18 protein-coding genes are annotated in these 23,132 nt (G+C 45.5%); 7 read left to right on the top strand and 11 right to left on the bottom strand.

From position 1 onward, the window contains the following. Nucleotides 1-36: 36 nt before the first annotated feature. The 5 genes from Vt282_RS14210 to Vt282_RS14190 all read right to left on the bottom strand — a co-directional run bounded on the left by Vt282_RS14210 (nucleotide 37) and on the right by Vt282_RS14190 (nucleotide 8,233). Nucleotides 37-567 carry a DNA mismatch repair protein gene (locus tag Vt282_RS14210; RefSeq protein WP_162063809.1) on the bottom strand — a complete coding sequence of 177 codons (531 nt, stop codon included), beginning with the start codon at nucleotides 565-567 and terminating at the stop codon, nucleotides 37-39. Next, on the bottom strand, nucleotides 561-947 hold the full coding sequence (locus Vt282_RS14205) for an MAPEG family protein (protein WP_162047728.1): 387 nt from the start codon (nucleotides 945-947) through the stop codon (nucleotides 561-563). Before Vt282_RS14205 ends, Vt282_RS14210 begins: the two co-directional genes overlap by 7 nt. A 130-nt stretch (nucleotides 948-1,077) precedes the next feature. Further along, nucleotides 1,078-3,258 (bottom strand): 1,4-alpha-glucan branching protein GlgB, encoded by a 2,181-nt coding sequence (glgB, locus tag Vt282_RS14200; protein WP_162063808.1) that lies wholly within the window; start codon nucleotides 3,256-3,258, stop codon nucleotides 1,078-1,080. 289 nt (nucleotides 3,259-3,547) lie between these two features. Next, complete coding sequence (gene malQ, locus Vt282_RS14195) at nucleotides 3,548-5,737, bottom strand: 4-alpha-glucanotransferase (RefSeq protein WP_162063807.1); 2,190 nt, start codon at nucleotides 5,735-5,737, stop codon at nucleotides 3,548-3,550. Nucleotides 5,738-5,779: 42 nt separating this feature from the next. After that, nucleotides 5,780-8,233, bottom strand: coding sequence for a glycogen/starch/alpha-glucan phosphorylase (locus Vt282_RS14190; protein WP_162063806.1), 2,454 nt, complete (start codon nucleotides 8,231-8,233; stop codon nucleotides 5,780-5,782). Between the two features lie 471 nt (nucleotides 8,234-8,704). On the opposite strand from Vt282_RS14190, the gene malT reads away from it, so the two are divergent. Then, nucleotides 8,705-11,362, top strand: a complete 2,658-nt coding sequence (malT, locus tag Vt282_RS14185; RefSeq protein ID WP_162063805.1) for an HTH-type transcriptional regulator MalT — start codon at nucleotides 8,705-8,707, stop codon at nucleotides 11,360-11,362. Nucleotides 11,363-11,369: 7 nt separating this feature from the next. Here the strand turns inward: malT and Vt282_RS14180 are convergent, their stop codons facing one another. After that, a complete protein-coding gene (locus tag Vt282_RS14180; RefSeq protein WP_162047720.1) occupies nucleotides 11,370-11,588 on the bottom strand; it encodes a hypothetical protein in 219 nt (72 codons plus the stop codon). 199 nt (nucleotides 11,589-11,787) lie between these two features. Here Vt282_RS14180 and Vt282_RS14175 point away from each other — a divergent pair, with 199 nt between their 5' ends. The 3 genes from Vt282_RS14175 to ascB all read left to right on the top strand — a co-directional run bounded on the left by Vt282_RS14175 (nucleotide 11,788) and on the right by ascB (nucleotide 15,175). After that, the gene (locus Vt282_RS14175) at nucleotides 11,788-12,447 is read left to right on the top strand and encodes an NAD(P)H-dependent oxidoreductase (RefSeq protein WP_162063804.1); all 660 of its coding nucleotides are present in this window, start codon (nucleotides 11,788-11,790) and stop codon (nucleotides 12,445-12,447) included. Between the two features lie 190 nt (nucleotides 12,448-12,637). Then, nucleotides 12,638-13,492, top strand: a complete 855-nt coding sequence (locus Vt282_RS14170) for a tetratricopeptide repeat protein (protein WP_162047718.1) — start codon at nucleotides 12,638-12,640, stop codon at nucleotides 13,490-13,492. Between the two features lie 285 nt (nucleotides 13,493-13,777). Beyond that, on the top strand, nucleotides 13,778-15,175 hold the full coding sequence (ascB, locus tag Vt282_RS14165) for a 6-phospho-beta-glucosidase (protein WP_162063803.1): 1,398 nt from the start codon (nucleotides 13,778-13,780) through the stop codon (nucleotides 15,173-15,175). Between the two features lie 71 nt (nucleotides 15,176-15,246). Here ascB and Vt282_RS14160 read toward each other — a convergent pair whose 3' ends face one another. Beyond that, nucleotides 15,247-16,230, bottom strand: a complete 984-nt coding sequence (locus Vt282_RS14160) for an MBL fold metallo-hydrolase (protein ID WP_162063802.1) — start codon at nucleotides 16,228-16,230, stop codon at nucleotides 15,247-15,249. 263 nt (nucleotides 16,231-16,493) lie between these two features. Here Vt282_RS14160 and Vt282_RS14155 point away from each other — a divergent pair, with 263 nt between their 5' ends. Beyond that, on the top strand, nucleotides 16,494-17,822 hold the full coding sequence (locus tag Vt282_RS14155) for a ferredoxin reductase family protein (protein ID WP_162063801.1): 1,329 nt from the start codon (nucleotides 16,494-16,496) through the stop codon (nucleotides 17,820-17,822). A gap of 50 nt (nucleotides 17,823-17,872) precedes the next feature. On the opposite strand, the gene Vt282_RS14150 is transcribed toward Vt282_RS14155, so the two are convergent. The 3 genes from Vt282_RS14150 to Vt282_RS14140 form a co-directional block, all read right to left on the bottom strand. Continuing rightward, entirely contained in the window at nucleotides 17,873-18,859 is a 987-nt protein-coding gene (locus Vt282_RS14150) for a cytochrome-c peroxidase (protein ID WP_162063800.1), read from the bottom strand. 322 nt (nucleotides 18,860-19,181) lie between these two features. Continuing rightward, nucleotides 19,182-19,721: a GNAT family N-acetyltransferase gene (locus Vt282_RS14145; protein ID WP_162063799.1), complete on the bottom strand. Its 540-nt coding sequence runs from the start codon at nucleotides 19,719-19,721 to the stop codon at nucleotides 19,182-19,184. A gap of 17 nt (nucleotides 19,722-19,738) precedes the next feature. Beyond that, a complete protein-coding gene (locus Vt282_RS14140; RefSeq protein ID WP_162063798.1) occupies nucleotides 19,739-20,908 on the bottom strand; it encodes a MerR family transcriptional regulator in 1,170 nt (389 codons plus the stop codon). Between the two features lie 167 nt (nucleotides 20,909-21,075). Here Vt282_RS14140 and sodC point away from each other — a divergent pair, with 167 nt between their 5' ends. After that, on the top strand, nucleotides 21,076-21,603 hold the full coding sequence (gene sodC, locus Vt282_RS14135; protein ID WP_162063797.1) for a superoxide dismutase family protein: 528 nt from the start codon (nucleotides 21,076-21,078) through the stop codon (nucleotides 21,601-21,603). A gap of 51 nt (nucleotides 21,604-21,654) precedes the next feature. Here the strand turns inward: sodC and Vt282_RS14130 are convergent, their stop codons facing one another. Next, nucleotides 21,655-22,527 (bottom strand): LysR family transcriptional regulator, encoded by an 873-nt coding sequence (locus Vt282_RS14130; RefSeq protein ID WP_162063796.1) that lies wholly within the window; start codon nucleotides 22,525-22,527, stop codon nucleotides 21,655-21,657. Between the two features lie 127 nt (nucleotides 22,528-22,654). Between Vt282_RS14130 and Vt282_RS14125 the strand changes: the two genes are divergently transcribed. Then, on the top strand, nucleotides 22,655-23,083 hold the full coding sequence (locus tag Vt282_RS14125) for a PACE efflux transporter (protein WP_162047704.1): 429 nt from the start codon (nucleotides 22,655-22,657) through the stop codon (nucleotides 23,081-23,083). Nucleotides 23,084-23,132: the final 49 nt, after the last annotated feature.

Raw genomic sequence — 23,132 nt, 5'->3', positions numbered from 1 at the left:
GGAACGATGTTGCAGCTTTATTCTCAATTGACTCTATTATTTTCTCGCGAGATCTCGCGCCAAAATCAACGCTAAACCAAACACTTGCAGAAATAACCCAATATTACGATACCAAGCGATCTGACTATCGAGTGCCATCACTTGTTCGCTTAAAGAAAGATTAGAGAGATAAAACGTATCAATTTGGTCACGCTGACTTTGCTGCGCCGACTCTATTAGGTCGAGAATTGAGCCCAGATTAGTGGCTGAGAGATCAGGAATGGGTACAGATAACCAAGCTCGTAACTGAGCTTGAAATGCGGTATCAAGTATCGGGGTAGAAGCGTCTTCCTGCTCGCGCTGAAGATATAAAATCGTCCACTCTTTTTTACGCTCTAAGGTTTCTACGCGGTTCCACGTCAGCTGAATCGAATAAAGGTTCTCTTGCTGCTGCTCTAGCAAACTCGCTTTGCTTTGCCCTAACCTTTCTAGCACGATACTCGACATCAATAGTGCCAACACATTGAGCACAAGCCCGATGAGCACCAACAACCAAGACGGCGGCCAAGCCAACTTAGTCGTTACCATAAGCGTTCAAAAGGCAAGTAAATTAGATTAAATACTGCCAACGCGAACAACACCGCGAAGGTGAGCTTCATACCCAATACTCGCCCTTTTAAATCACGTCCTAAAATCGCCTTCGCATGCACCACACGGCCAACGACAAATACGATACCTAAGCCATGAATTAACAGCGGATTTGCACCATTGTATTCAATTAACGCCATCAGTATTAATACGATAGGAATGTAATCTACCGCATTCCCATGAGCACTGCGAGCAATCTGCAGCTCTTCAATCCCACCATCAGCGTGCGCTACGCGGCTCTTACGACGCTGTTTGATCACTTGTATCGCCAACCAAAGCATCAGAAAAGCCAATAGTGATGCGTAGAGTGCTGTAATCATCTGTATCTCCCTGTAAAGGCGAAGCCGTATACTCAAGTAAGCTTCCTGCAACTTGAAGTCACTTGAGTATAGAAGAAAACCCAAAAAATACCCCGCTCGACGGCGGGGCATTGATGACATCAAAACAACATCAATCTACGAGCTTATAGAACAATGTTGAGAGAGGCGGCACACTCATTAGTAGCGATTGCGCCAAACCTTGGCTAGGCTCATCCATCGTTTCAAGCTCAGCAAAGACAGTAAAATCACTGCCATTGTACGAAGCTGCATCGGTATTGAGTAGCAACTCATAGCGCCCAGCAATCGGCATCCCTAAACGAAACTCGGAGTGCGGTACAGGCGTAAAGTTAGTCACAACCAAAATACGTTCACCACTGTCGCTAATACGCTCATGCGCTAAAATACTGGCATCGGCGGCATCTTGTAGACGCCACTCATAGCCGCGAGGTTCACAATCCAATTGATACAACGCGGGTTCTTTGCGATAGAGATGGTTAAGATCGCGCACTAAGTTTTGTACCCCTTGATGACGCTCAAACTGCAACAAGAACCATTGTAATTGGTCATCATGGTTCCACTCTGCCGTCTGACCTAACTCTGCACCCATAAAGTTGAGTTTCTTACCCGGTTGACCATACATATAGCCCAAATACGCTCTTAGATTCGCCGTTTGCTGCCATTCATCGCCTGGCATCTTGTTATGAATCGAGCCTTTGCCATACACCACTTCATCATGAGAAAGCGACAAGACGTAGTTTTCACTGTGGGCATAAATCAAAGGGAAAGTAATCGTGTTGTGGTGGTATTTACGATGCACGGGATCTTCTTGAATATAACTCAAGCTATCGTGCATCCAGCCCATATTCCACTTAAAGCCAAAGCCTAGCCCACCCACATAGGTTGGTGCGGAGACACCAGGGAAAGCCGTTGATTCTTCAGCAATCGTCATCGCATTCGGGAAGTGCTTATAGACCTCTTCATTCATCCACTTCAGCGTTGCAATTGCATCGTAGTTTTCATTGCCGCCATCGATGTTCGGAATCCACTGATCGTGACTACGCGAGTAATCGAGATAAAGCATCGACGCCACAGCATCAACACGAATACCATCGATATGGAACATATCAAACCAATACAGCGCATTGGAAACTAGGAAGCGACGCACATGCTCGCGCCCCATATCGTAGATAAATGAGTTCCAGTCTTGGTGCCAGCCACGACGCGGATCTGGGTCATGGAATAGCGGAGTACCATCAAAGTTAGCGAGGCCATGATCATCAGAAGGGAAATGCGCAGGTACCCAATCTAGCACCACACCAATACCCGCTTGGTGACAAATATCGACAAAGTATTTGAAATCATCTGGCGTACCGAAGCGACTGGTTGGTGCAAATAACCCGACAGGTTGGTAGCCCCAAGAACCATAAAATGGATGTTCAGAAACTGGCATCAACTCAACATGGGTGTAACCCATTTCCGTTAAGTAAGGCACCAATTGGTCTGCTAAATCTCGATAGTTTAGGAATTGGCCCTCCTCGTCGCGACGCCAAGAGCCTGCATGCAACTCGTAAAACGACAATGCTTGTTTGCGTTTATCAGTCACGGGGCGAGATTGCCATTGGCTGTCTTGCCATTGGTAAGCACGATGGTCATACGTCACTGATGAGAACGAAGGATGCTGCTCAGCAAAACTTCCCCACGGGTCTGCTTTGTGTGGTAGCGACTCCCCTGATGGGCCTTTTAATTCAAATTTATAGCGAACCCCTTGGTCGAGGTTAGGAATGAAAATCCCCCAAATGCCATAATCTAAACGCTGCATTGGCGTGCGGCGGCCATCCCAATGGTTAAAATCCGCGATCAAACTACACGCGCTTGCGTGAGGTGCATACACTAAAAAGCGCACGCCTGAAATGGTTTGTCCATCACGCTCAAGCGAAATAAATTGCGCCCCCATCTGACGGTACATGTGTTTAGGCGTGTGTAAATCTTCATATTCCGCATAGATGGCGTGGTATTGGTACGGATCATCAAGGATTTGTTCCGTGCCTGACCAATTGACCGCTAATTGATAGTGAGTCAAACGCAATTGTTGCTTCTGACTTAATACGAAACCCGCATCACTTTCTTTTGCCATTGGTAAGCGTGAACCATCATCCAACACAACTTCCACGCTCTCCGCACCCGGCATCCAAACTCGCAATACATCGTTTGGAGAGTCAAGATAAGGACCTAAAAATGAAAACGGGTCGGCAAAAGCAGCGTTAGAAAGTTGATGATAAGCCTGCGCTTTTTTTTCAACAGTGATGTTCAAGTTAATCTCTCCCTGACCTAACTTCTATGGTGATAGATCAACATCTACAACATTTCAGAAGTGTTTTTATTGTTTTGCATCGAGTAAGACTCATTGCAGCAAGTAAAAACCGACACTGACTCAAGCATGCTTGTGGTCAGAGCGGCAAAAACGCCCATCAACAAAATGATGAACGTCAAAATTGTTCCAATCACGCAACATATTAACCAAATTGCACGATAAAAGGGGCGAATTTGCGAATAATTTCACCCCAATTGAGTCGAATGTGATTGTCGTCGCGTCGATTTGTCTATGGACAAATGTTTTCGGCTTCAGCCCTCACTTGTGTTAAACGCTGAGCAATATGATTAACACTCGCAAGTTCAAATAGGTGCTCTAGATCCATCGATAATTTACGACGCCAGTTAGGGTATTCATTAACCGTGCCCGGAATGTTTACTGGTTGATCCATCTCCAACCAATCTTCAAGTTGCACACTGAGTAATGCAGAGGCACCAGCGGCGACATGCAACTGTAAACCTTGCGCCAAACTGGCATCCATCGCCACGGTCGAAGCATCTCGTCCAACACTACTTGGCAAGAAACCATGCCAATTGACCGAATCGAGAATGCCTTGTTTGCATCTCAAACGGTTATCGAACAATCCTTGCAACTGTTGCTCGTCAGGATAGAGACCGAGTTCTCGTCCAAGTTTGAGGTCATCACAATGCCAGAAACCGCGCAACGTTGGCATATCATGAGTACACAACGTCGCCATCGCTTGTGTTGCGTAGTGCTTCGGTGAAATGTACCCACCGTCTTGCTTAGACGTTTCAAAGAAAAACACTTTGTAAGAATGCACACCAGCATCACGCAATATATCGACGATTTCATCTGGCACAGTGCCCAAATCTTCGCCGATTACGCTGCATTGGTGACGATGAGACTCTAATGCCAAAATCGCCAACATCTCTTTCACTGGGTAATAGAGATAAGCACCTTGCGTCGCATCCTCGCCTTTAGGTATCCACCATAGGCGCAACAACCCAAGCACGTGATCAATCCTCAGCGCACCACAATGCAGCATATTCGCCCGCAGCAATGCGATAAATGGCGCATAAGCCGTTGTTTGCAGCGTATCTGGATTAAGCGGAGGCAAGCCCCAGTTTTGTCCCAGAGGTCCCAAGATATCTGGCGGTGCACCAACACTGACACTCGTGACCAAATCGCCCGTATCCGCCCAAGTTTCTGAGCCTGAATCGGCAACACCAACTGCCAAATCGCGATAAAGACCAATCGCCATGCCTTTACTTTGCGCCAATTGTTGCGCTTCGTTGATTTGGCAATCCGCTAACCATTGCATGTACATGTACAAGTGCACTTGGTCGCGCTGTTGCTCAATAAAGGCTTGCACGGCCGGAGCATCGAATTTCTGATACTGTTCAGGAAAAACCGGCCAGCCCCAAATACCTTCCTGTTGCTGAGACAAGTGAGCATGCAACGCATCAAACGCAGCTTGCTGCAATAAGCTGTCACCGCCTTGCTCAACAAACTCAAGGAACTGCTCGCCACGTAGGCTGTTGGCATCTAGATGGCGCTGTTTAAACTCCGCAAACAGCAGTGGTAAAACACTTAACTTAAGCTTTGCAACCTCTGTGTAGTTAACCCAATGAGAGTCGCGAGCCTGCTGTAAACGGGCTTGAAACTCATTACTGCCGACCACTTGCTGCGCATCAACTGATAATGCAAATTCAGGAACCGAAGCGACATCGATATAAAGCACGTTTAGCCAGCGGCGAGACGATGGGCTATAGGGACTGGCCGCTTCAGGGTTGGCTGGGAAAAGCGCATGAATTGGGTTGAGACCAACAAAATCTCCACCGCGTGATGCAATTTCTGCCACCAGCTGCTTCAAATCCCCAAAATCACCCATCCCCCAGTTGTGATGACTCTTGAGCGTATAGAGTTGAACGCTAGGGCCCCACATTTTTTTGCCTTGTTGCAATGCGCTCTGCTTAAAGCATTCCCGTGGCGTAACAATCAGGGTGGCGTTGAACGGTGACTTTTGGGCTTTCTTTGTGACGGTAAGCTGGTGATAACCCCAGGCCAAACCGTTTGGCAAAGTGAGAGTTACCCCTTGTTCACTGGCTCGTTCATCACGTACCACTTGCTCAGTCACTTTGCCCTTAATGACCTCACCCTGCTCCGTGGTAATCTGCCAACTAAAATCATTAAGCTTTTGCTTAGCATCAAGATAAAGTTGGTATTCGTTTGCTTCGTCTTCGCGCAACACAATCACAGGAGCAAGGACTGGGCGCTGGCTTTTACTATTTACACTCGCCAGCAACGCTTGATCGCTAGACGTATCGAAGCCAAGCGCTGTGAGTAAGCGCTCTAACGTTTCACTCGACACAAAGGCCTTATTGCCCCAAGCATCAAGATAAGAATCGGCAAGATTGGCTGCTTGCGCAGCTTGTTTTAGAACCGTTTGATTTAGCATTGAGCTCTCCGAAGGCCATCGTTAAAGATGGCCTTCTGCTGGTTATCGTTTGACGCTTTCCAAATGCCAAATATTATTGACGTAATCACGAATACTGCGGTCAGAACTGAATTTACCCACTAACGCCGTATTGAGAATGGCTTTTTTCGCCCAACCGGTTTGATCTCGATATTGAGCATCAATCGCCTCATGCGCTTCCACGTAAGAGGCAAAGTCCGCCAACACTAGGTATGGATCACCACCGTCGAGCAAACTATGGTATGTCGCAGCCAGTTTACCCGGTTGACCCGGAGTAAATTCATCCCCCACCAGCAACTCTAGTGATGCTTTGAGCAGTGGATCGGCGTTGTAGTAAGCATAAGGGTTATAGCCTGACGCATGCAGGCGTTCGACTTCATCTACTTCTAAACCAAAGATATAGATATTGTCATCTCCCACTTCCTCGCGGATTTCAACATTAGCACCATCCATCGTACCGATGGTTAAGGCACCATTGAGCGCCATCTTCATGTTACCTGTACCTGACGCTTCTTTACCGGCGGTTGAAATTTGCTCAGACACATCGGCGGCAGGAATAATGATCTCCGCCATGCTGACGCGGTAATCCGGCAAGAACACCACTTTCAGTTTGTTGTTGATGCGCGGGTCGTGATTCACTTTTTCCGCAATCTTGTTGATGGCGTAAATGATCTCTTTCGCCAAGTGGTAACCCGGTGCTGCTTTGGCGGCAAAAATAAACACTCTTGGCACCATGTCAAAATCAGGATCATTAATTAAACGGTGATACATCGACAGTATGTGCAACATATTTAAATGCTGACGCTTGTACTCATGCAGACGTTTAATTTGCACATCGAAAATCGCATTAGTATCGAGCTCGATATCCATATTTTGTTTAACCCAATCAGCCAAACGTTGCTTATTGGCTTTTTTCACCGCCATAAACTGCTGTTGGAATTCGCCGTCATCTGCGTACTGCGATAGCGCTTCAAGTTGATCAAGATCGGCAGGCCACTGGTCACCTAATTTTTCAGTGATCAAGGCACTTAAAGCTGGGTTGCAGAATTTCAACCAACGACGCGGTGTAATACCGTTCGTCACATTGGTTAAGCGACCTGGATAAAGCTCATTAAATTCAGGGAAAAGATCGCGTTTCACCAATTCAGAGTGCAATGCAGCCACCCCGTTAACCGCATAAGAGCCAACCACACATAGGTTTGCCATGCGTACCATGCGGTGGAAACCTTCTTGAATGATCGACAACTTACGTTGTTTCGATACATCATCAGGCCATTTCGCACGTACTTCTTTCAAGAACAAATGGTTGATTTGATATATGATTTCCATATGTCTTGGCAACAAACGTTGAATCAGTGATTCACTCCAAGTCTCAAGTGCTTCTGGCAATAGCGTATGGTTGGTGTAGGCGAATGTTTTTGAACAGATCGACCATGCTTCATCCCAACTCATGCCTTTTTCATCGATAAAGATGCGCATCAACTCAGGGATGGCAATGGTTGGGTGTGTATCATTCAATTGAATGGTTTCGTATTTAGGCAATGAGGCCAGTGTATGCCCCGCCTGCTCATGACGGCGCAGAATATCACGCACTGATGCTGCACTATGGAAGTACTGTTGCATCAAACGCAGTGTTTTACCTTTCTCATGGTTATCATTTGGGTAAAGAACCTTGGTAATGTTGCCCGCATCGATAAGAGCATGCTGCGCTTCAAAGTAGTTACCATTGTTAAAACTCTCTAGCGAGAACGGGGCGATGGCCTTACATTCCCACAAACGCAGTGGATAAACCGTTTCACTTTGATAACCAACAACAGGAATATCCCATGGCATGGCTTTTACTGTCATACCCGGAACCCAGCGGCGCTGCTCTCGACCATTATCCATCGTCACTTCTACGTGACCAAAAAAGCCAATTTCTTGCGCTAATTCTGGACGAGCAATCTCCCACGGATACCCTTCGACACCACACCAAGCATCCGGAGCTTCTTTCTGGTGGCAATCGACAAACGATTGTTTAAATAAACCGTATTCATAGTGCAAGCCGTAGCCAACACTTGGGTATTCTTGAGCCGCCAACGAATCCATAAAACAAGCGGCAAGGCGACCAAGACCACCATTACCCAGTGACGGATCGCGTTCTTCTTCAAGCAAGTCGGCTAAATTTTGCCCGAGCTCTTCCATCGCATGCGCAACTTGTTCATACAGGCCCATGCTGATCAGGTTATTCCCCGTCAAACGGCCAATCAGAAACTCAAGCGACAAATAGTTAACGCTTTTCGCATTCAGAATTCTTGGGTCTTGCTCGGTATGTAATAAATCGAGTGTGGTGTATTCCCCCAGAGCACGTCCCATCGCGAGATACCATGCACGGCTTGAAGCCTGTTCGACGGTCGTCGCATACGTTGAACTGAGGTGGTTTTTGACACTTTTTTGGAATGAAGCTACATCAAACTGCTTTTGCTGTGTTGGTTTCATCGATGAATTCTCTTCTTATTTTCCTAGCACTATCCTGCAAAGGGGTGAATCTAGTTGCATCATCCTACAGACAGCAAAACAGGGCGTAGATAAAAAGGCGTAGATAACCGTTCACCTTCAAACCGCAACATAGATCACACCAACCAAGTATTCACTCATCACTAAACGTGACATTTCTCTTGAACACTCATGATTTAGCTTAGTTGTGAAAAGATAAGGTTCTCGATGACAAAGCGACGACAAAGTGTCATTACGAGAAATTGATCACATTTCATCGACCGTAGTGCCGAAAGAGACCGTAACAAAGAGGAGATGATTTAACCGATAACATGTCTAAAATCGCACTTATTGTGAGATACGTCACGCCCAGACGGCGTAGAACAAAAACTTAGGTGATATTTTGTACTCAGTGCGCGATGCTGACACCAAATCAGGATGATTTTATCCCATTGATAGAAGGACAATATCGGCATGTGGATCGCGGCAAAACTTTGTCAACCAGGCGGCCTAACCGCTCACGTTTCACGCCCCAAAATAGAACAGCGTTTAGAGCATGCGGCAAATGCAAAGGTTGTGCTATTTCGTGCCCCTACCGGATATGGCAAAACATGCGCTCTAACTCACTGGCTAAAAAGTAAAAAAAACATTGGTTGGTTTAACATCGGTCCGCAAGACAATGCGCCTCAACAGTTTGCCAATTATTTTCTCGCCGCATTACAACAAGCCATTGATTATCAATTGGCTCCTCAATCTGACATTGAACCCTTTGATTTAACTTCTGCATTTAGCCATGCATTAGCGCAGATCGACACACTAAAAAAGCCTTGTTACTTGGTACTAGAAGATTTTCATCATATCCAAAAGAAATCGATTCTTGATGCGTTGCGCGACTTTATCCCATTGCTCCCACCCAAATTAGTGTTGGTCATGACTAGCCGGACACAGCCCAATATTGGGTTAGGCAAATTGCGCGTAAGAGGCTTACTACTTGAGTTTACGCCGACAGAACTGGCGTTTACTCAGCAAGAGACAGAATACTTTCTAGAACAAAAAATGACTCGCCGTTTATCCCAACAGCAAATGGCGCAAATACACCATCAAATCGATGGTTGGCCAGCGGCACTTGAACTCTTCGCTTTGCAATTGTCAGCAGCTCAAGAAGAAGACTTATTCGCCCCAGAGCAAGTGACACCCGAATTAAATACTCAAGCAGTATGGCAATATTTGATCGAAGAGATCTTTCGCGATCTCGACCACAACACACAAAGCTTTTTGCTCCAATGTGCCGTTCTTGAACGTTTTAACCCAACGTTAGCACGTGAAGTTACGCAGCATGTTGATAGCTACCAAATGCTTGAAACGCTACTCAATCACGGCTTGTTTATTGAATCGGTACCATCGCAAAATAACTGGTATCGCTTTCAGCGCTTATTTGCTCAATTTCTCAATCATGAACGTACCCTGCGACAACCACAGTTGGAGAGCACTCTCAATCAACGTGCAGCAAAAGGCTGGTTAAAAATCGGCAATGATCAACTGGCGCTTCACCATGCACATGAGGCCAAAGATCATCTGCTCACCAAAGAGATTATTCATCAATATGGTTGGCAATGGCTTAATAAAGGTGAGGTCATTCAATTGCAGCAAGCCTTGTCTGCTCTTCCTTGCATCATGATTGAGCGAGACTTTTCCCTGCGCCTACTGCATGCGTGGGTCATGTGCGAGTTGGGTGACCATCAAAAATTAACCGAACAACTCGACGCGATATCAGAGCAAGAGTTAAGCCTGCATCAGCATAGCGAACTGCTAACGCTGAAAGCGAAGATTGCACTTGAGCATAATCCCCAAATTGCTTTGGATCTTGCCCAACAAGCGCTCAGTCAACTTGGTACTGATGCTTACTACAATCGAATTGTCGCGACATCCGTCATTGCTCAAGCGAACTTTCAACTAGGACATTTGCAACGCGCCCTGCCCTTGACCCAACAAAGTGAAAAATTGGCGCGCCAATATCAAACCAGTGATTATGTTATTTGGGCAGTGCTGCAACAAAGTCAGATTGTTTTAGCGCAAGGCTACCCTCAGGCAGCGTTTGATCTACAAGAGAAAGCGCTTAACTTATTGCAACCCGATCAACTCGATTGGCAGGCGCGCATTATTGTTCACCGTGCAGAATTATTGCTGAGCTGGGGTAAAGTCTCTGAATCCAAGGCATTGATTTTGAGATTAATAAAGCCTCACGCAGAACTAAGCGATCATATTCACCTGCAATGTTACGCTCTGCTAATACGCATGGCACTCATCACCCACAATCTAAGCAAAGCTCGTCGATACTATGGAGAGCTCGATGCGAAGCTTACTTTAGTCAACATCGATGATGGGCAGCGAGCTTCCATTGATTTAGCTTTACTGCTCTATTGGCGAACATCGCAAGACGATGAATCTATTCGGTTTTGGCTTAACCACGCGCAAGCTCCGAGCCGCAATCACAACCAAGTCACACAATTACAATCACGCAATATTGCTCGTGCACAATTCTATTTATCACTGAACAGTCAAGCGGCCGACACTTTGCATCAACTTCAGCAGCAAGCGTTTCAGCACCAACTTATCACTGACCAAATAAAAAATACGGTACTACAAGCACTTGTGAGCCGCCAAAACGGCAATCTAGCTTTATTGGATTCGTTAAATGCGGTGAGTCAAAGCGGCCTATTTGGTGAATATTTGCATGATTTCGACGCGTTTGCCCCAATGTTTAGGAGCTCATCGTTACAGGCACAATTAGATCAGCTGACTCGACACCGAGTCGAACAACTGCTGCAAGTCAATGCGCACGTGAAACGCAACCACCAAATACATTTCGACCAACCATTTGTGACGCGCTTGCTAAGCCAACAAGCATTACCTCAAGCCGTGCTCAATAGTCCACTCACCCAACGTGAATGGCAGGTTCTTGGATTGATCTATGCGGGAATGAGTAACGATCAAATTGCCCAGCAATTCGATGTAGCGGGAACCACAATTAAAACTCATATTCGTAACCTGTATCAAAAGCTCAATATCACCACCCGCAAACAAGCTGTCGCGACGGCTGAAACGCTAGTCAAACTGGCCGAATACGAATAACAACAGATTAGGGTTCGATTTCACCAATCGAATACAAGACTAATTCCGGCGGATTGGAGCCCATGCCAAGTGAGTGAATATCCTCACCTTCCGCCTTCAATTGCTCGATAATGTCTAAGCCCATTTGCTGCTCAACGCCAATAATAATCGGCATCTCCGATGCCGAAACACCAAAACGGGTGGCAATCAAAAGTTGTTTTACTTTGTCTTTGCTCGTTTCATCCATGTGATCTTACCTTGATTTATCTCGCTCTAATTCAGCGTAGCACCATCTGATTTATTTCGATTATCAATATTTCTTTGATAATGTTTCAACCGCTAGCTAGTTTCTCTCACCCACATTCGCTCATAGAATGCATTTCGTTGACAGGGCAAACGCCCTCAAGAATATAAAAACTCTGAATAGAAAAATACAGGATACGACGATGACTCACCCAATTATTGCTGACCTACAATCTCGCTACACTGCAAAACGTTACGACGCAGAAAAACGCATTCCACAAGCAGACCTTGATGTGATTTACGAAGCGATTCGCCTGTCAGCGTCATCTATCAACTCTCAACCTTGGAAATTCATCGTTATTGAAAGTGATGAAGCAAAACAGCGCTTCCACGACACTTTCGCTAACAAACATCAGTTCAACCAACCGCATGCAAAAGAGGCATCACACACCATTTTGTTTGCGTACAACCCGAACTACACCAAAGACAACTACAAAAAAGTGGTTGATGCAGAGGTTACTTCTGGTCACCTACCAGCAGATATGTACAACAACATGCTTGACGGTGCTTACACGTTTGCTGAAGCAAACACTGATGAAAATGGTTTCAACGGTAACTGGACTCGTGCACAAACTTACCTAGCACTAGGTAACACACTACACGTGCTAGCTCGCCTTGGTATCGACTCAACCACAATGGAAGGTGTTGATCCTGAGCTAATCGGTGAACTGTTCAAAGAAGAACTAGACGGTTACGTATGTGAAGTTGCACTAGCAATGGGTTACCACAAAGACGGTGATGACTATAACTTTGGTAAGCCAAAAGCGCGCCTACCAATGGCAGACGTACTTCAAGTTCTATAATCACCACGTCATCCTGTTAAAGCCTCGCCAATGCGGGGCTTTTTGTTATCTTCACGATAGCAAAACCATCCTTCGTTCAACACTAATTCATCAGGTACTTCAAAGAAGTGACTTTGCGTTATCGTATAGCAATCTGCTACTGTAAAAAGAACCCAAAAAAACACACAATATTTTTACAAAGGGATGCTAAATGCGCGCAATTTTTTCACTTATATTTCTACTCCTTGCCACACTTAGCTCTACAGTTGGAGCACAAGAAAAATACTCAGAATCGGATATGCTCGATAGACCCCTCATGGAGCGCTATATCCTTGATGAACTGAAATCACTACGAGAATCGCAACAAGATTTGGAGCGACGCTTAGTGATCGATATTACTAATCGAGAGTTGGCCGTGGCCGATAAATCACTCAATTACGCCAATGTCACCGTTACCTACTTTTTCTATATTATCGCTGGTGTGGCATCCCTGATCGCCTTTGTTGGTTGGCAGTCGATTCGCGAGTTAAAAGTGAATACCAAAGAAATGGCCGACAAGCGCCTCGAAGGCATTGCACAAGAATATGAGAAGAAATTTATCGCCCTTGAGCGGGACTTAAAACGTAAAACTCGCATCATTACTGAAAACAACAAAGAGATTGAAATAATCAATGAAGTGCATAACTTGTGGCTACGTGCGCAAAGTATGCAAACCCCAGAGCAAAAAATCGCCGTCTACGACGAAATTCTGCATATTCGCCCTGGCGATCTTGAAGCGCTAACTTACAAAGCCGATGCCGCCATGGAAGCCAACGAATACAACTGGGCACTCAGCCTGTGTAATCGTGTTTTAGAACTCGACGATACTAACGGTCCAGCACTCTATCAACGCGCCTGTGCTTTTGCTCGTCTTGGTGTCGAAGAGCAAGCGATTGATGATTTAACTCGCGCCATTGAGGCCAGCCCTTCAATTCGAGATTTAATTGCGCACGAACAAGATCTGGAATCTTTGCATGGCAACAAGCGTTTTGAAGCTTTGTTGGAGACCTATTCAGAAGAACAATAGGCTCTCCATTACGCAAGCCGCGCTCGCGGCTTGCTCTCTGTTGTCACTCATTCAGTTCTATTACCACGAATTCCATGACATCAGTTTCACTAAATTGATTTAATTATCACCACCTCTTCACCAAATTCTCATCTTAGCTCACTTTCTGACAACACAGTTCTACCGCTGACAAGTGAAATACGGATAATCAAAAACCATATAACTAAAATTTAGGCACACCTAAAAGCACTATGCTTGAGGTTATGTGTCGCTGTTTTTTTGCTTGTAACGCTATGAGAATAACCTATGACGACGACAACCTTTCCTAATGACTTTTTATGGGGCGGCGCTATCGCAGCTAACCAAGTTGAAGGTTCATATCTAACCGATGGTAAAGGACTTTCGACTTCAGATATGCTGCCAAATGGCATTTTAAGCCCACATCAAACCCGTGAAGAACGCACGCCGGGTATCAAAGATTTGGCGATCGATTTCTACCATCGCTACCCTGAAGATATCGCGCTATTTAAAGAAATGGGATTTACCTGTCTGCGCCTCTCTATCGCTTGGACGCGCATCTATCCAAATGGTGATGAGTTAGAGCCAAACCAAGCTGGTTTAGAATACTACGACAAAATCTTTGCTGAACTAGCAGCGCACAACATCACTCCGTTTGTGACCCTTTCTCACTACGAAATGCCTTATGCACTGGTAGAAAACTACGGTGGTTGGGGAAGTCGTAAACTGATTGAGTTCTTTACCCGTTATGCACGTACCGTGTTTGAGCGCTACAAAGACAGCGTCAAACTATGGCTAACGTTTAACGAAATCAACATGTCGCTACACGCGCCATTCACTGGTGTTGGCTTGCAAGAAGACGCGAGCGAACAAGATATCTTCCAAGCGATTCACCACCAATTAGTTGCTAGTGCAGAAACGGTGCAGTTATGTCATCAAATCATCCCTGACGCCAAAATTGGTAACATGCTGCTAGGTGCAATCGCCTACCCGCACACTTGCCATCCAGATGATGTGATTGCCACCATGCATGAGAATAACCAGTGGCTATTCTTTGGTGATGTGCAAACTCGTGGTCGCTACCCAGGTTACATGCTGCGTTACTTCCGCGACAACAACATCACGATTGAAATGGCGGATGGCGATGTTGAAACGCTGGCCGCGGCGAGTGTCGACTTTATATCGTTCAGCTACTACGCCTCGGGATGTGCCAGTGCGAATGACCATGAGAAAGAAGTGGGCAATATCGTTGCAGGTGTACCAAACCCATACCTAGAGAAAAGCCAATGGGGCTGGCTGATTGACCCGAAAGGTTTGCGTATTTTGCTTAACTTCCTTTACGACCGTTACCAAAAGCCACTGTTCATTGTGGAAAATGGTCTAGGCGCTCGCGATGAAGTGACGGCTGACGGTGAAATTATCGATGACTACCGCATCTCATACTTGAACGATCACCTAGTACAAGCGCGTGAAGCGATTGAAGATGGCGTTGAGTTGATGGGCTACACCACATGGGGACCTATCGATTTAGTGGCAAACTCCACTGCTGAAATGAGCAAACGCTACGGCTTTATCTATGTTGACCGTGACAATGAAGGCAATGGCGAACTGACCCGCCTACGCAAAAAGAGCTTCTACTGGTACCAAGAAGTGATCAAAACTCAAGGTGCTTCACTCAAAATATAAAGCGCTATCTTGAGCGCTAAAACAAAGCCAGTCATCATCGACTGGCTTTGATATTTAAGTTCTTAAAATGATCAGAAACTTAGCGCATCACCCTGAGCTGGGAAGTGAAATTTCACCCCAAGCTTATTTGCTTCATCAAGCTGACGCTTAATCACTGTTTGTGGGTCTTCGCCTTTCTTCAAGCTGTATTTGATATGGCTAATCACCACATCAAGATCGTTCAGACTGCCTTTACCGGCTAAAGTCTCAAGCGCGGTCAGCTCTTTGAGTAGCCAATTTGGCGTCAAGTGACCAAACAGTGCTTTATCTGGTGTTTGGTTAGTAAACGACACTTCAATCACAATGCCTTTCAGCTTATCTTGCTTCACAAACGGAGCCAGTGTTGACCACACTTTGCTTAGCGCATCGCTCTTCTCTACCGCATCTGGGCCAGTATCACCAAAATAAACGAAGACATCGCCAGCTTTGTCTTTGAGCATAAATGCCGTTGACTGACCACCAGAGTGCGCAAGCGGCATCGCCATCACTTGCATGCTGGTGCCTTTCACCTCTTGCCATTGAAACTCTGGAAGATCGGTGTAAGTGTATTTGCTGAGTTTAAAGCCGAGACCTTCGTTGCCAAAGTTTGGCCAAGCCGACCAGTTGAAGTAGTTATTCATCAAGGCTTCATTGGTAGCTGACAAGCCGTAAATAGGTTTGTGGCTATCATCTGGTGAGCTAATAATCATACCCGCCACATGGTCAAGGTGAGCGTGACTGATCAAATAACCTTTTACGCGTTCTTTCAGTAAGTAACCGACTTTGGTGTATTTCGAATCTGCTGGCACTTGCACATCTTCAAATGCGCCTTTTTGTTCGGAAACAATCAAACCGTTCACTACCGAACCCGCATCAAGCATCACGTAATTATCATCTTGCTCACTTTTAAGCATAAATGCGGTTAGGTTACCGTCTTGGATCCCGCCTTTACTTCCCAACGTTACGGTTTCAAAGCTGGCGGCATTCACACCAAAAGACAAACAACCAATCAATAGCGCTAGTTTCGTTTTCAACATACTTATCCTTATTACGGCTTGGTGCCATTTATGAATCACCCAATGATTAGCTCGTGGAAGCTAAACCAAAGGCAAACGATAAACCCATTTTATTACAGATAATTAGATCAATACGGTGAATGATGAATCGAATCTTTTATCGAAAGCATTAGCCACATTTATAAATTTATCCTCAGCATCAGATTTACATTTGTTTACCTATGCTGACCGCAGCTTACATTGCAGAGGGTAAGATCTCTTTATCTTGAAATGGGAATCTGACCATGAACAAACTCTATACATACGTAGCGCTCATTGTCGCAGCCTGTAGCTTAATTTGGTTACAAGCAGAGCCGACCATTTTTAGCAATACCAATTTTATGCAATGGCGCAGCGCGCTAATGCAACTTACCGGTGTGGTATCACTACTGCTCCTCGCCATCACCATGTTATTAGCACTGCGCTTACCCGCGATTGAACGCTTAACTGCAGGACTTGATAAGTCATACCGTTTGCACAAATGGGTCGCTATCTATGGCGTGATCATTGGGGCTGCACATTGGCTGCTTGCCATCGTGCCGAAAAAATTGGTTGCTTGGGGTATCATCGCTCGTCCAGTAAAAGGCGCTGGCCAACAATTCGATCCAGATTCACTGCAAGCCACTATCATGGGTTTACGTGGTGGTGCTGAGTCCATTGGTGAATGGGGTATCTACCTGTTTATCGCACTGACTCTCATCGCACTATTTGCACCAATTAAATACAAACGCTTTCGTATTACCCATAAAATCATGGCGCTTGTGTTTGTCGTTATCGCTTACCACTCAGTGATATTAATCAAACCCGCCTACTGGAGCAGTCTCATTACACCGCTTGTCGTTGGATTGGCGCTGATTGGTACGATTGCCGCGATCATTAGCTTGCTGGGTTTGATTGGTAAACGTAAAACTCACCACGGCAAAATTGGGAGTATTCACCACGATAGCGACAGCCACACCACCAATGTGCGGGTGACTTTACCAAAATGGTCAGGACATAAAGCAGGACAATTTGCTTTTCTTAAAGTAGAAGGTGAAGAGCCGCATCCATTTACGATTACTTCTGATGCCAGTCAGCCTTACGTCGAGTTTTCGATTAAAGCACTGGGTGACTTTACGACTAACCTGCCTAAACTGTTAAAGGTTGGCGACCCGGTGCAAATTGAAGGCCCATATGGTGACTTTGACTTTAATGATGATAAATCACAAATTTGGATTGCCGGAGGCATTGGTTGCGCGGCATTTAAGGCTCGCTTAGCGGAATTGAAAAACAGCAGTGCGCCGGTCACGTTTTATTATTGTACCCAAGCGCCATCACCAACATTAATCGCGGATCTCGAACACGCAGCGGCGAAAGCGAACATTGAGTTTCATGTCATCGATACCCGTGTGATGCGCTTTCTCACTATCGAAGAAATTATTCGTAGAAAGAGTCATATCGAACCGTTCGATATTAATCAAAGCAGCATCTGGTTTTGCGGCCCGCTTGGGTTTGGCCAAGCGTTGAAGAAACAGCTCAGCGGTCAACAATACAACTTGAATCACTTCCACACTGAGCTATTTAACTTCCGATAAAAAAAGGGGCTCTATGAGCCCCTAGGTAACGCACCGATTGAACCGCTATTTTAGATATTAGGTCTTGCGGTTTCTAGGCTCGAAGGTGGTAAATGCGGCAAAGTTACTTGTGGTAATTCACCAGTGAGCGAACGTAAAAACTCGGCAATTTTTACTGCTTCTTGCTCATTTACACCCATGCCTAACTGAATATCTGCCATCAACATGATCGCATCCTCCAAGTCCCAAACTGAGCCATCATGGAAGTACGGATAGGTAAGATCTATGTTGCGCAGCGTTGGAACTTTAAACACGAACTTATCGAAGTCCTTACCCGTGATAGCCTTGCGTCCTACGTCTGGATTATCGGTTACAAACGGCTTCACTAGACCCATTTTTTGATACATCTGACCACCAGCAAGTGGGCCTGAGTGGCAAGTGGTGCACCCTTTTTGTTTAAATAGGTTGTAGCCTTCCAATTGCACTTGAGTCAGCGCGGTATCATCACCTTGCAGCCATTTATCAAATGGGGCATTTGGCGTACGCAGCGTTTTTTCAAATGTAGCGATGGCATCGGTCACTTCAGTAATCGTGATTTCATCCACGCCATAAGCTTGTTTAAACAGCGCTCGATATTGCGGAATCGAACGCAATGTATCAAGCGCGAGCTCATGGGTTAAGGCCATCTCTAAAGGGTTCTCGATAGGTCCGGCGGCTTGCTCTTGCAAGTCTTTGGCACGACCATTCCAGAACTGAACAAAGTTCAGATCTGAGTTGAACACGGTTGGCGAGTTGATTGGACCAATTGCCCATTTATGACCAATAGAGGTTGGTAGGTTATCGACCCCACCACGGGCAAGGTTATGACAAGAGTTACACGAAATGGTATTTGAGGCTGAAAGACGTGGTTCAAACCATAAGGTCTTACCCAGTTCCACTTTCTTAGCGTCTAGACCCACTGCAGGTTCGATAACTTTGATCGGCTCTTGAGCTTGCCGATCAGCGTAAGCGCCAAAAGAAATTATCGACAGTACAGACATTGCTATTATTGTTTTCATTGAGACTTCCTCTCTCAGAGATATAACAACCTCACTAGGCTGGCGTTTTTCTACCCGAAACGCTCTGGTGCCTAAATTAATGCAAACAATTACTCGCACAAAATGTAAAAAATCGATAAAGCTAATAGAAATAATCGATGTTAAAAACCATTAACACATGTACACCTTGTGGCACATAGCCCTAGCTCTATAGATCACCAAATATTTACAAAAAAAACCAAAAATCAATCAATTCATCATTTGATTTACATCAATTTTGAGAAGTCATCTAAAACGCAAAAGGGATGACTCATGCCATCCCTCATTACGGCAATGAAAACAATTACCAATATTGTTGGTTATTGAGTGCAGGAGCACAACGGGTTTCACCCGCAATCGAACCAAACTCGCTACCATCAAGTCTCAGACCCAACCAACCGTGTGGATAGCTCAATACCAACGGTGCTTTGAGTTGATCTTCCGTTATCTGAGCAAACCCCACTTTACCGTAAAAGCTTGGGTCGCCGTATGTCGCAACCACATCGACGCCTTGCTGCTTAAGGTTATCAAGACCAAACTGAATCAGTTTTTGCCCCACGCCATTACCTTGTGCATGAGTGGCTACCGCTGCAGGAGAAAGTAAATAAGCGCGTAGATTATTTTCAGCAATTTTAAGCTCAGTAAACACAATACAGCCGATCAGCGCTTCATCGTCTAAAGCACCGACGATCGTCATCTCTTGTTCTGGTGTGGTTACCACCAGTTGCTCGGCTAATTCGCCAATCACTTTACCTTCATCCACACCTTCCGAATCGCTAAAAGTAGCAGTAAATAATTCCGTAATTTGTGCTTTGTGGTTAAGTGCTAACGTCGTTAATTTCATATTCGTTCTCTTGTTCATTAAGCTTTAGCCAATACAAACATTTGGTAATCAAACTCAGGTTTGTGGTGATAAAAAATATCCAACTCAGCCTGAATATCAATAAGCGCTTGTGAGCCAATCAATTGCGTTTTTAGTTCATTGGCACGTTGCTGAAGCGGTTGATAATAATTTTGCCAAGCCTGATCGCTTAGCGCGAAATGCTTGATAACTCGATAGCCCGAGGCTTCGATTTGCTTGATACGTTTCGCCACTGTCTGCATATCAGGATAACCGCTGGCCCAAAATTGAGCGGCTTCCTCACTCGGTGCATCACTACTCCAAACGATGTCACTCACAACAAGCAAACCTTGCGGGGTTAAAAACTCACGCCAGTATTTAAGCGCTTTCTCAACACCCATGATGTAGGCACAACCTTCGGCCCAAATCAGGTCAAAGGATTGTTTAGTAAAAGGCAGTTCTGACATATCGCCAATAGCAGGGACAACTTGTTCCGCATAACCCAACTCTTTGGCACGTTCCATCAATCGGTCTAATGCTCCTTGATGATTATCGAGCGCAGTGATTGGCACTGGTAAATGCTCAGCTAATACGGTCGTTGCAATTCCTTGCCCACAGCCAATTTCTAATACTGCAGTCGGTTTTTGCGGCAAAGCGTTCAGTGCGGCCAATGTATCGCCTTCGCTACCCGGCCCCCAACGATCCAGTGGGGAATACACTTGCTCAAAGTCAGCCATATAGCTTTCATGAGTATTCATATCTTTAGATAACCATCGTAATCGCTGCGCATCCACATCACTAAAGCCTTGCATTTTTAGCCAAGCTAAATGGGCGTCGGGCGCAACTTTATCTAACATTTCATGCCACCCTGAAAGTGGCTTCTCACCTAACAATGCCGCCAACAAATCCCGCGCTTGCTGCTTATGCGCAATCTCCGCATCGAGCTGTTGTAAACGGTCACGCAATAACGCTTGCTCAATTTTGGCCTCCAAACACGCCTTGCATTCCTTTAAGGTCAAGCCGCCATTTTGCAGTTGTTGGATTAAGGTCAAACGTTGTACATCCATATCGCTATACATGCGATAACCATTGCTCATGCGCTTCCCGGAGATTAACCCTAACTTTTCGTAATAGAGCAAAGCGGTACGTGACAGGCCAACCCGTTCACCCAATTCGGAGATACGATACATTGATATGTAACCTATAAAATCTGTTGCGATTGTCAGTATAGAAGGAATGTTAAACTGTAAAGCTATAGACAGGTCAAACACTATCGAGAAAATATTTTATTTGCTGAGCAAAGCGATGATTTTTCACCATACTTATGGTTTACGTCATGCGCTAAAAAGGAAAAAAGATGAAACGAACCTTACTTGCTTTAGCACTTTGCTCGATTTCCAGCTTTGCATTGGCCGATAGCTCTGCCAATGATGAAATCAGTGTAGAGATGATTGATCTCAATAGCGGCAATTCAGCCGGCACGATAGTGATCACCGCTAGCCAATATGGCACTGTCTTTACCCCGAACTTAACCGGATTAACTCCAGGCCAACACGGTTTTCATGTGCACACCAATCCATCCTGTGACAGTGTTGAAAAAGACGGAAAAACGGTTGTAGGAGGCGCAGCGGGCGGACACTACGATCCTGCTAACACTGGTAAACATGGTCAGCCTTGGACGGATGATAATCACTTGGGCGATCTACCTGCGCTGTTTGTCGATAGTGATGGCAAAGCCACCTCGCCAGTAATCGCACCAAGAGTGAAACTCGCCGACCTCGATGGTCGAGCGTTGATGATTCATGCCGGAGGTGACAACTATTCTGATAAACCAGCACCGCTTGGTGGTGGTGGGGCTCGCATGGTGTGCGGCGTAATGAAATAAAATCTTAATTGAGAACCCCAAGTCATTGTCATGCCGCGGGGTTCTATTGAGTTAAAGGTTTTGTAAGCGCTCAATCAAACGCTGTAACACAGGACCAGAGCTTTGCGTTCGTGAGACTAAACAGCCTGTCGTGGTTAGCCAACCATTCAACTCATGCGCCACAGGCAGCGCCACTAACTTACTTTTGTCGATATAGGGTTTGGCCATCACCTCAGGTACCACCGCCCAACCAATGCCTTTGCAGGCTAAGTCGAGCAGCAATCCATGGGTATTTGCGTGCCAATAGTTACCGCTAATGCCATAGCTAAACCACAGCTCTTTTTTAGAACCGCTGCGATGAATAATCTGTCGATGCCGCTTTAAATCAACATCTCGAACCAAGCTTAGTGAAGCCAATTCATGGCTTGGGGCCACCACGTTTAAAAATCGCATCTGACCTAAGGTAAAGAAATCCATGTCTTCACGCAGTTCACCATCGGCAAAGATCAGTCCAATATGAGCTTGGTTAGAGCGAACCCACTCCTCAATATCAAAGGTGCTGCCACTTACTACATCAATATTAGTGATGGGAAATTCGTGTGATAACTCGGCCAAAATCGACAGCAACTCATCGTTAAGTAAGCAATCATCAATGGCGATAGTCAGGCTGTGCTCCACTGATTGTTCAAGAGCTACCACTTTTTGATCAAAAAAGTGCTGTTGATGCAAGATAGATTTGGCAATGGGGAGTAACGCCTGTCCTGCTGGCGTCAATTGGGGAATATTCTTTTCACGGGTGAATAACTCTTGATTAATCGCCAACTCAAGATTAGCGATGGCTTGGCTAACCCCAGATTGCACTCGCCCTAACTTGCGAGCGGCAGCAGAAAAAGAGCCGCTATCGCAAACGGCGACAAAAATCTTCAATTGTTCAAAACTGTACATAGCACCACCTTCCATATCGACCTTTGCAAGCTATCACAGTTTGTGATGGCTTTTAACTTTTGTTTTCTACCCATTTGCGCATAATCCTCGGCCTTATTACCGAATTGAATACTTGCTTGGAGCCTATATGCGACGTATCGAACGCGTATTTCATGCCGTGCTGTTTGAAGTGCTGGCGATTTCATTAACTATCGTTGGTTTGGCGGTCTTTACCGATCATGAAATCATGAAGCTATCAGGAACAATGATAGTCGTTGCGACCATGGCGATGGTGTGGAATATGATATTTAATTGGGTGTTCGACCAATACGTACCGGGTAAAAAAGAACTGCGTTCACTGAAAACACGTATCTGTCATGTGGTGCTATTTGAGTTGGGCTTGCTGTTTTTCACCGTACCAGTGATCGCTTATATTCTTGAAGTTAGCATTCTGGATGCCCTAGTGATGGACATTGGTATGACGATCTTTATTACTTTGTATGCCTTTGTCTTTAACCTTGCCTATGACCATATTCGAGCTTGGGTGATCAGCCGCAAATCACCAACACTGGCGTGAAAGACTATATAACAAAGCCAGCATAACGCTGGCTTTGTCTATTTGAGTG

This window comes from Vibrio taketomensis, assembly GCF_009938165.1.
GTDB lineage: Bacteria > Pseudomonadota > Gammaproteobacteria > Enterobacterales > Vibrionaceae > Vibrio > Vibrio taketomensis.
The sequence above is the reverse complement of the archived record's forward strand: the minus strand, read 5'-3'. Positions and strand labels throughout refer to the sequence as shown.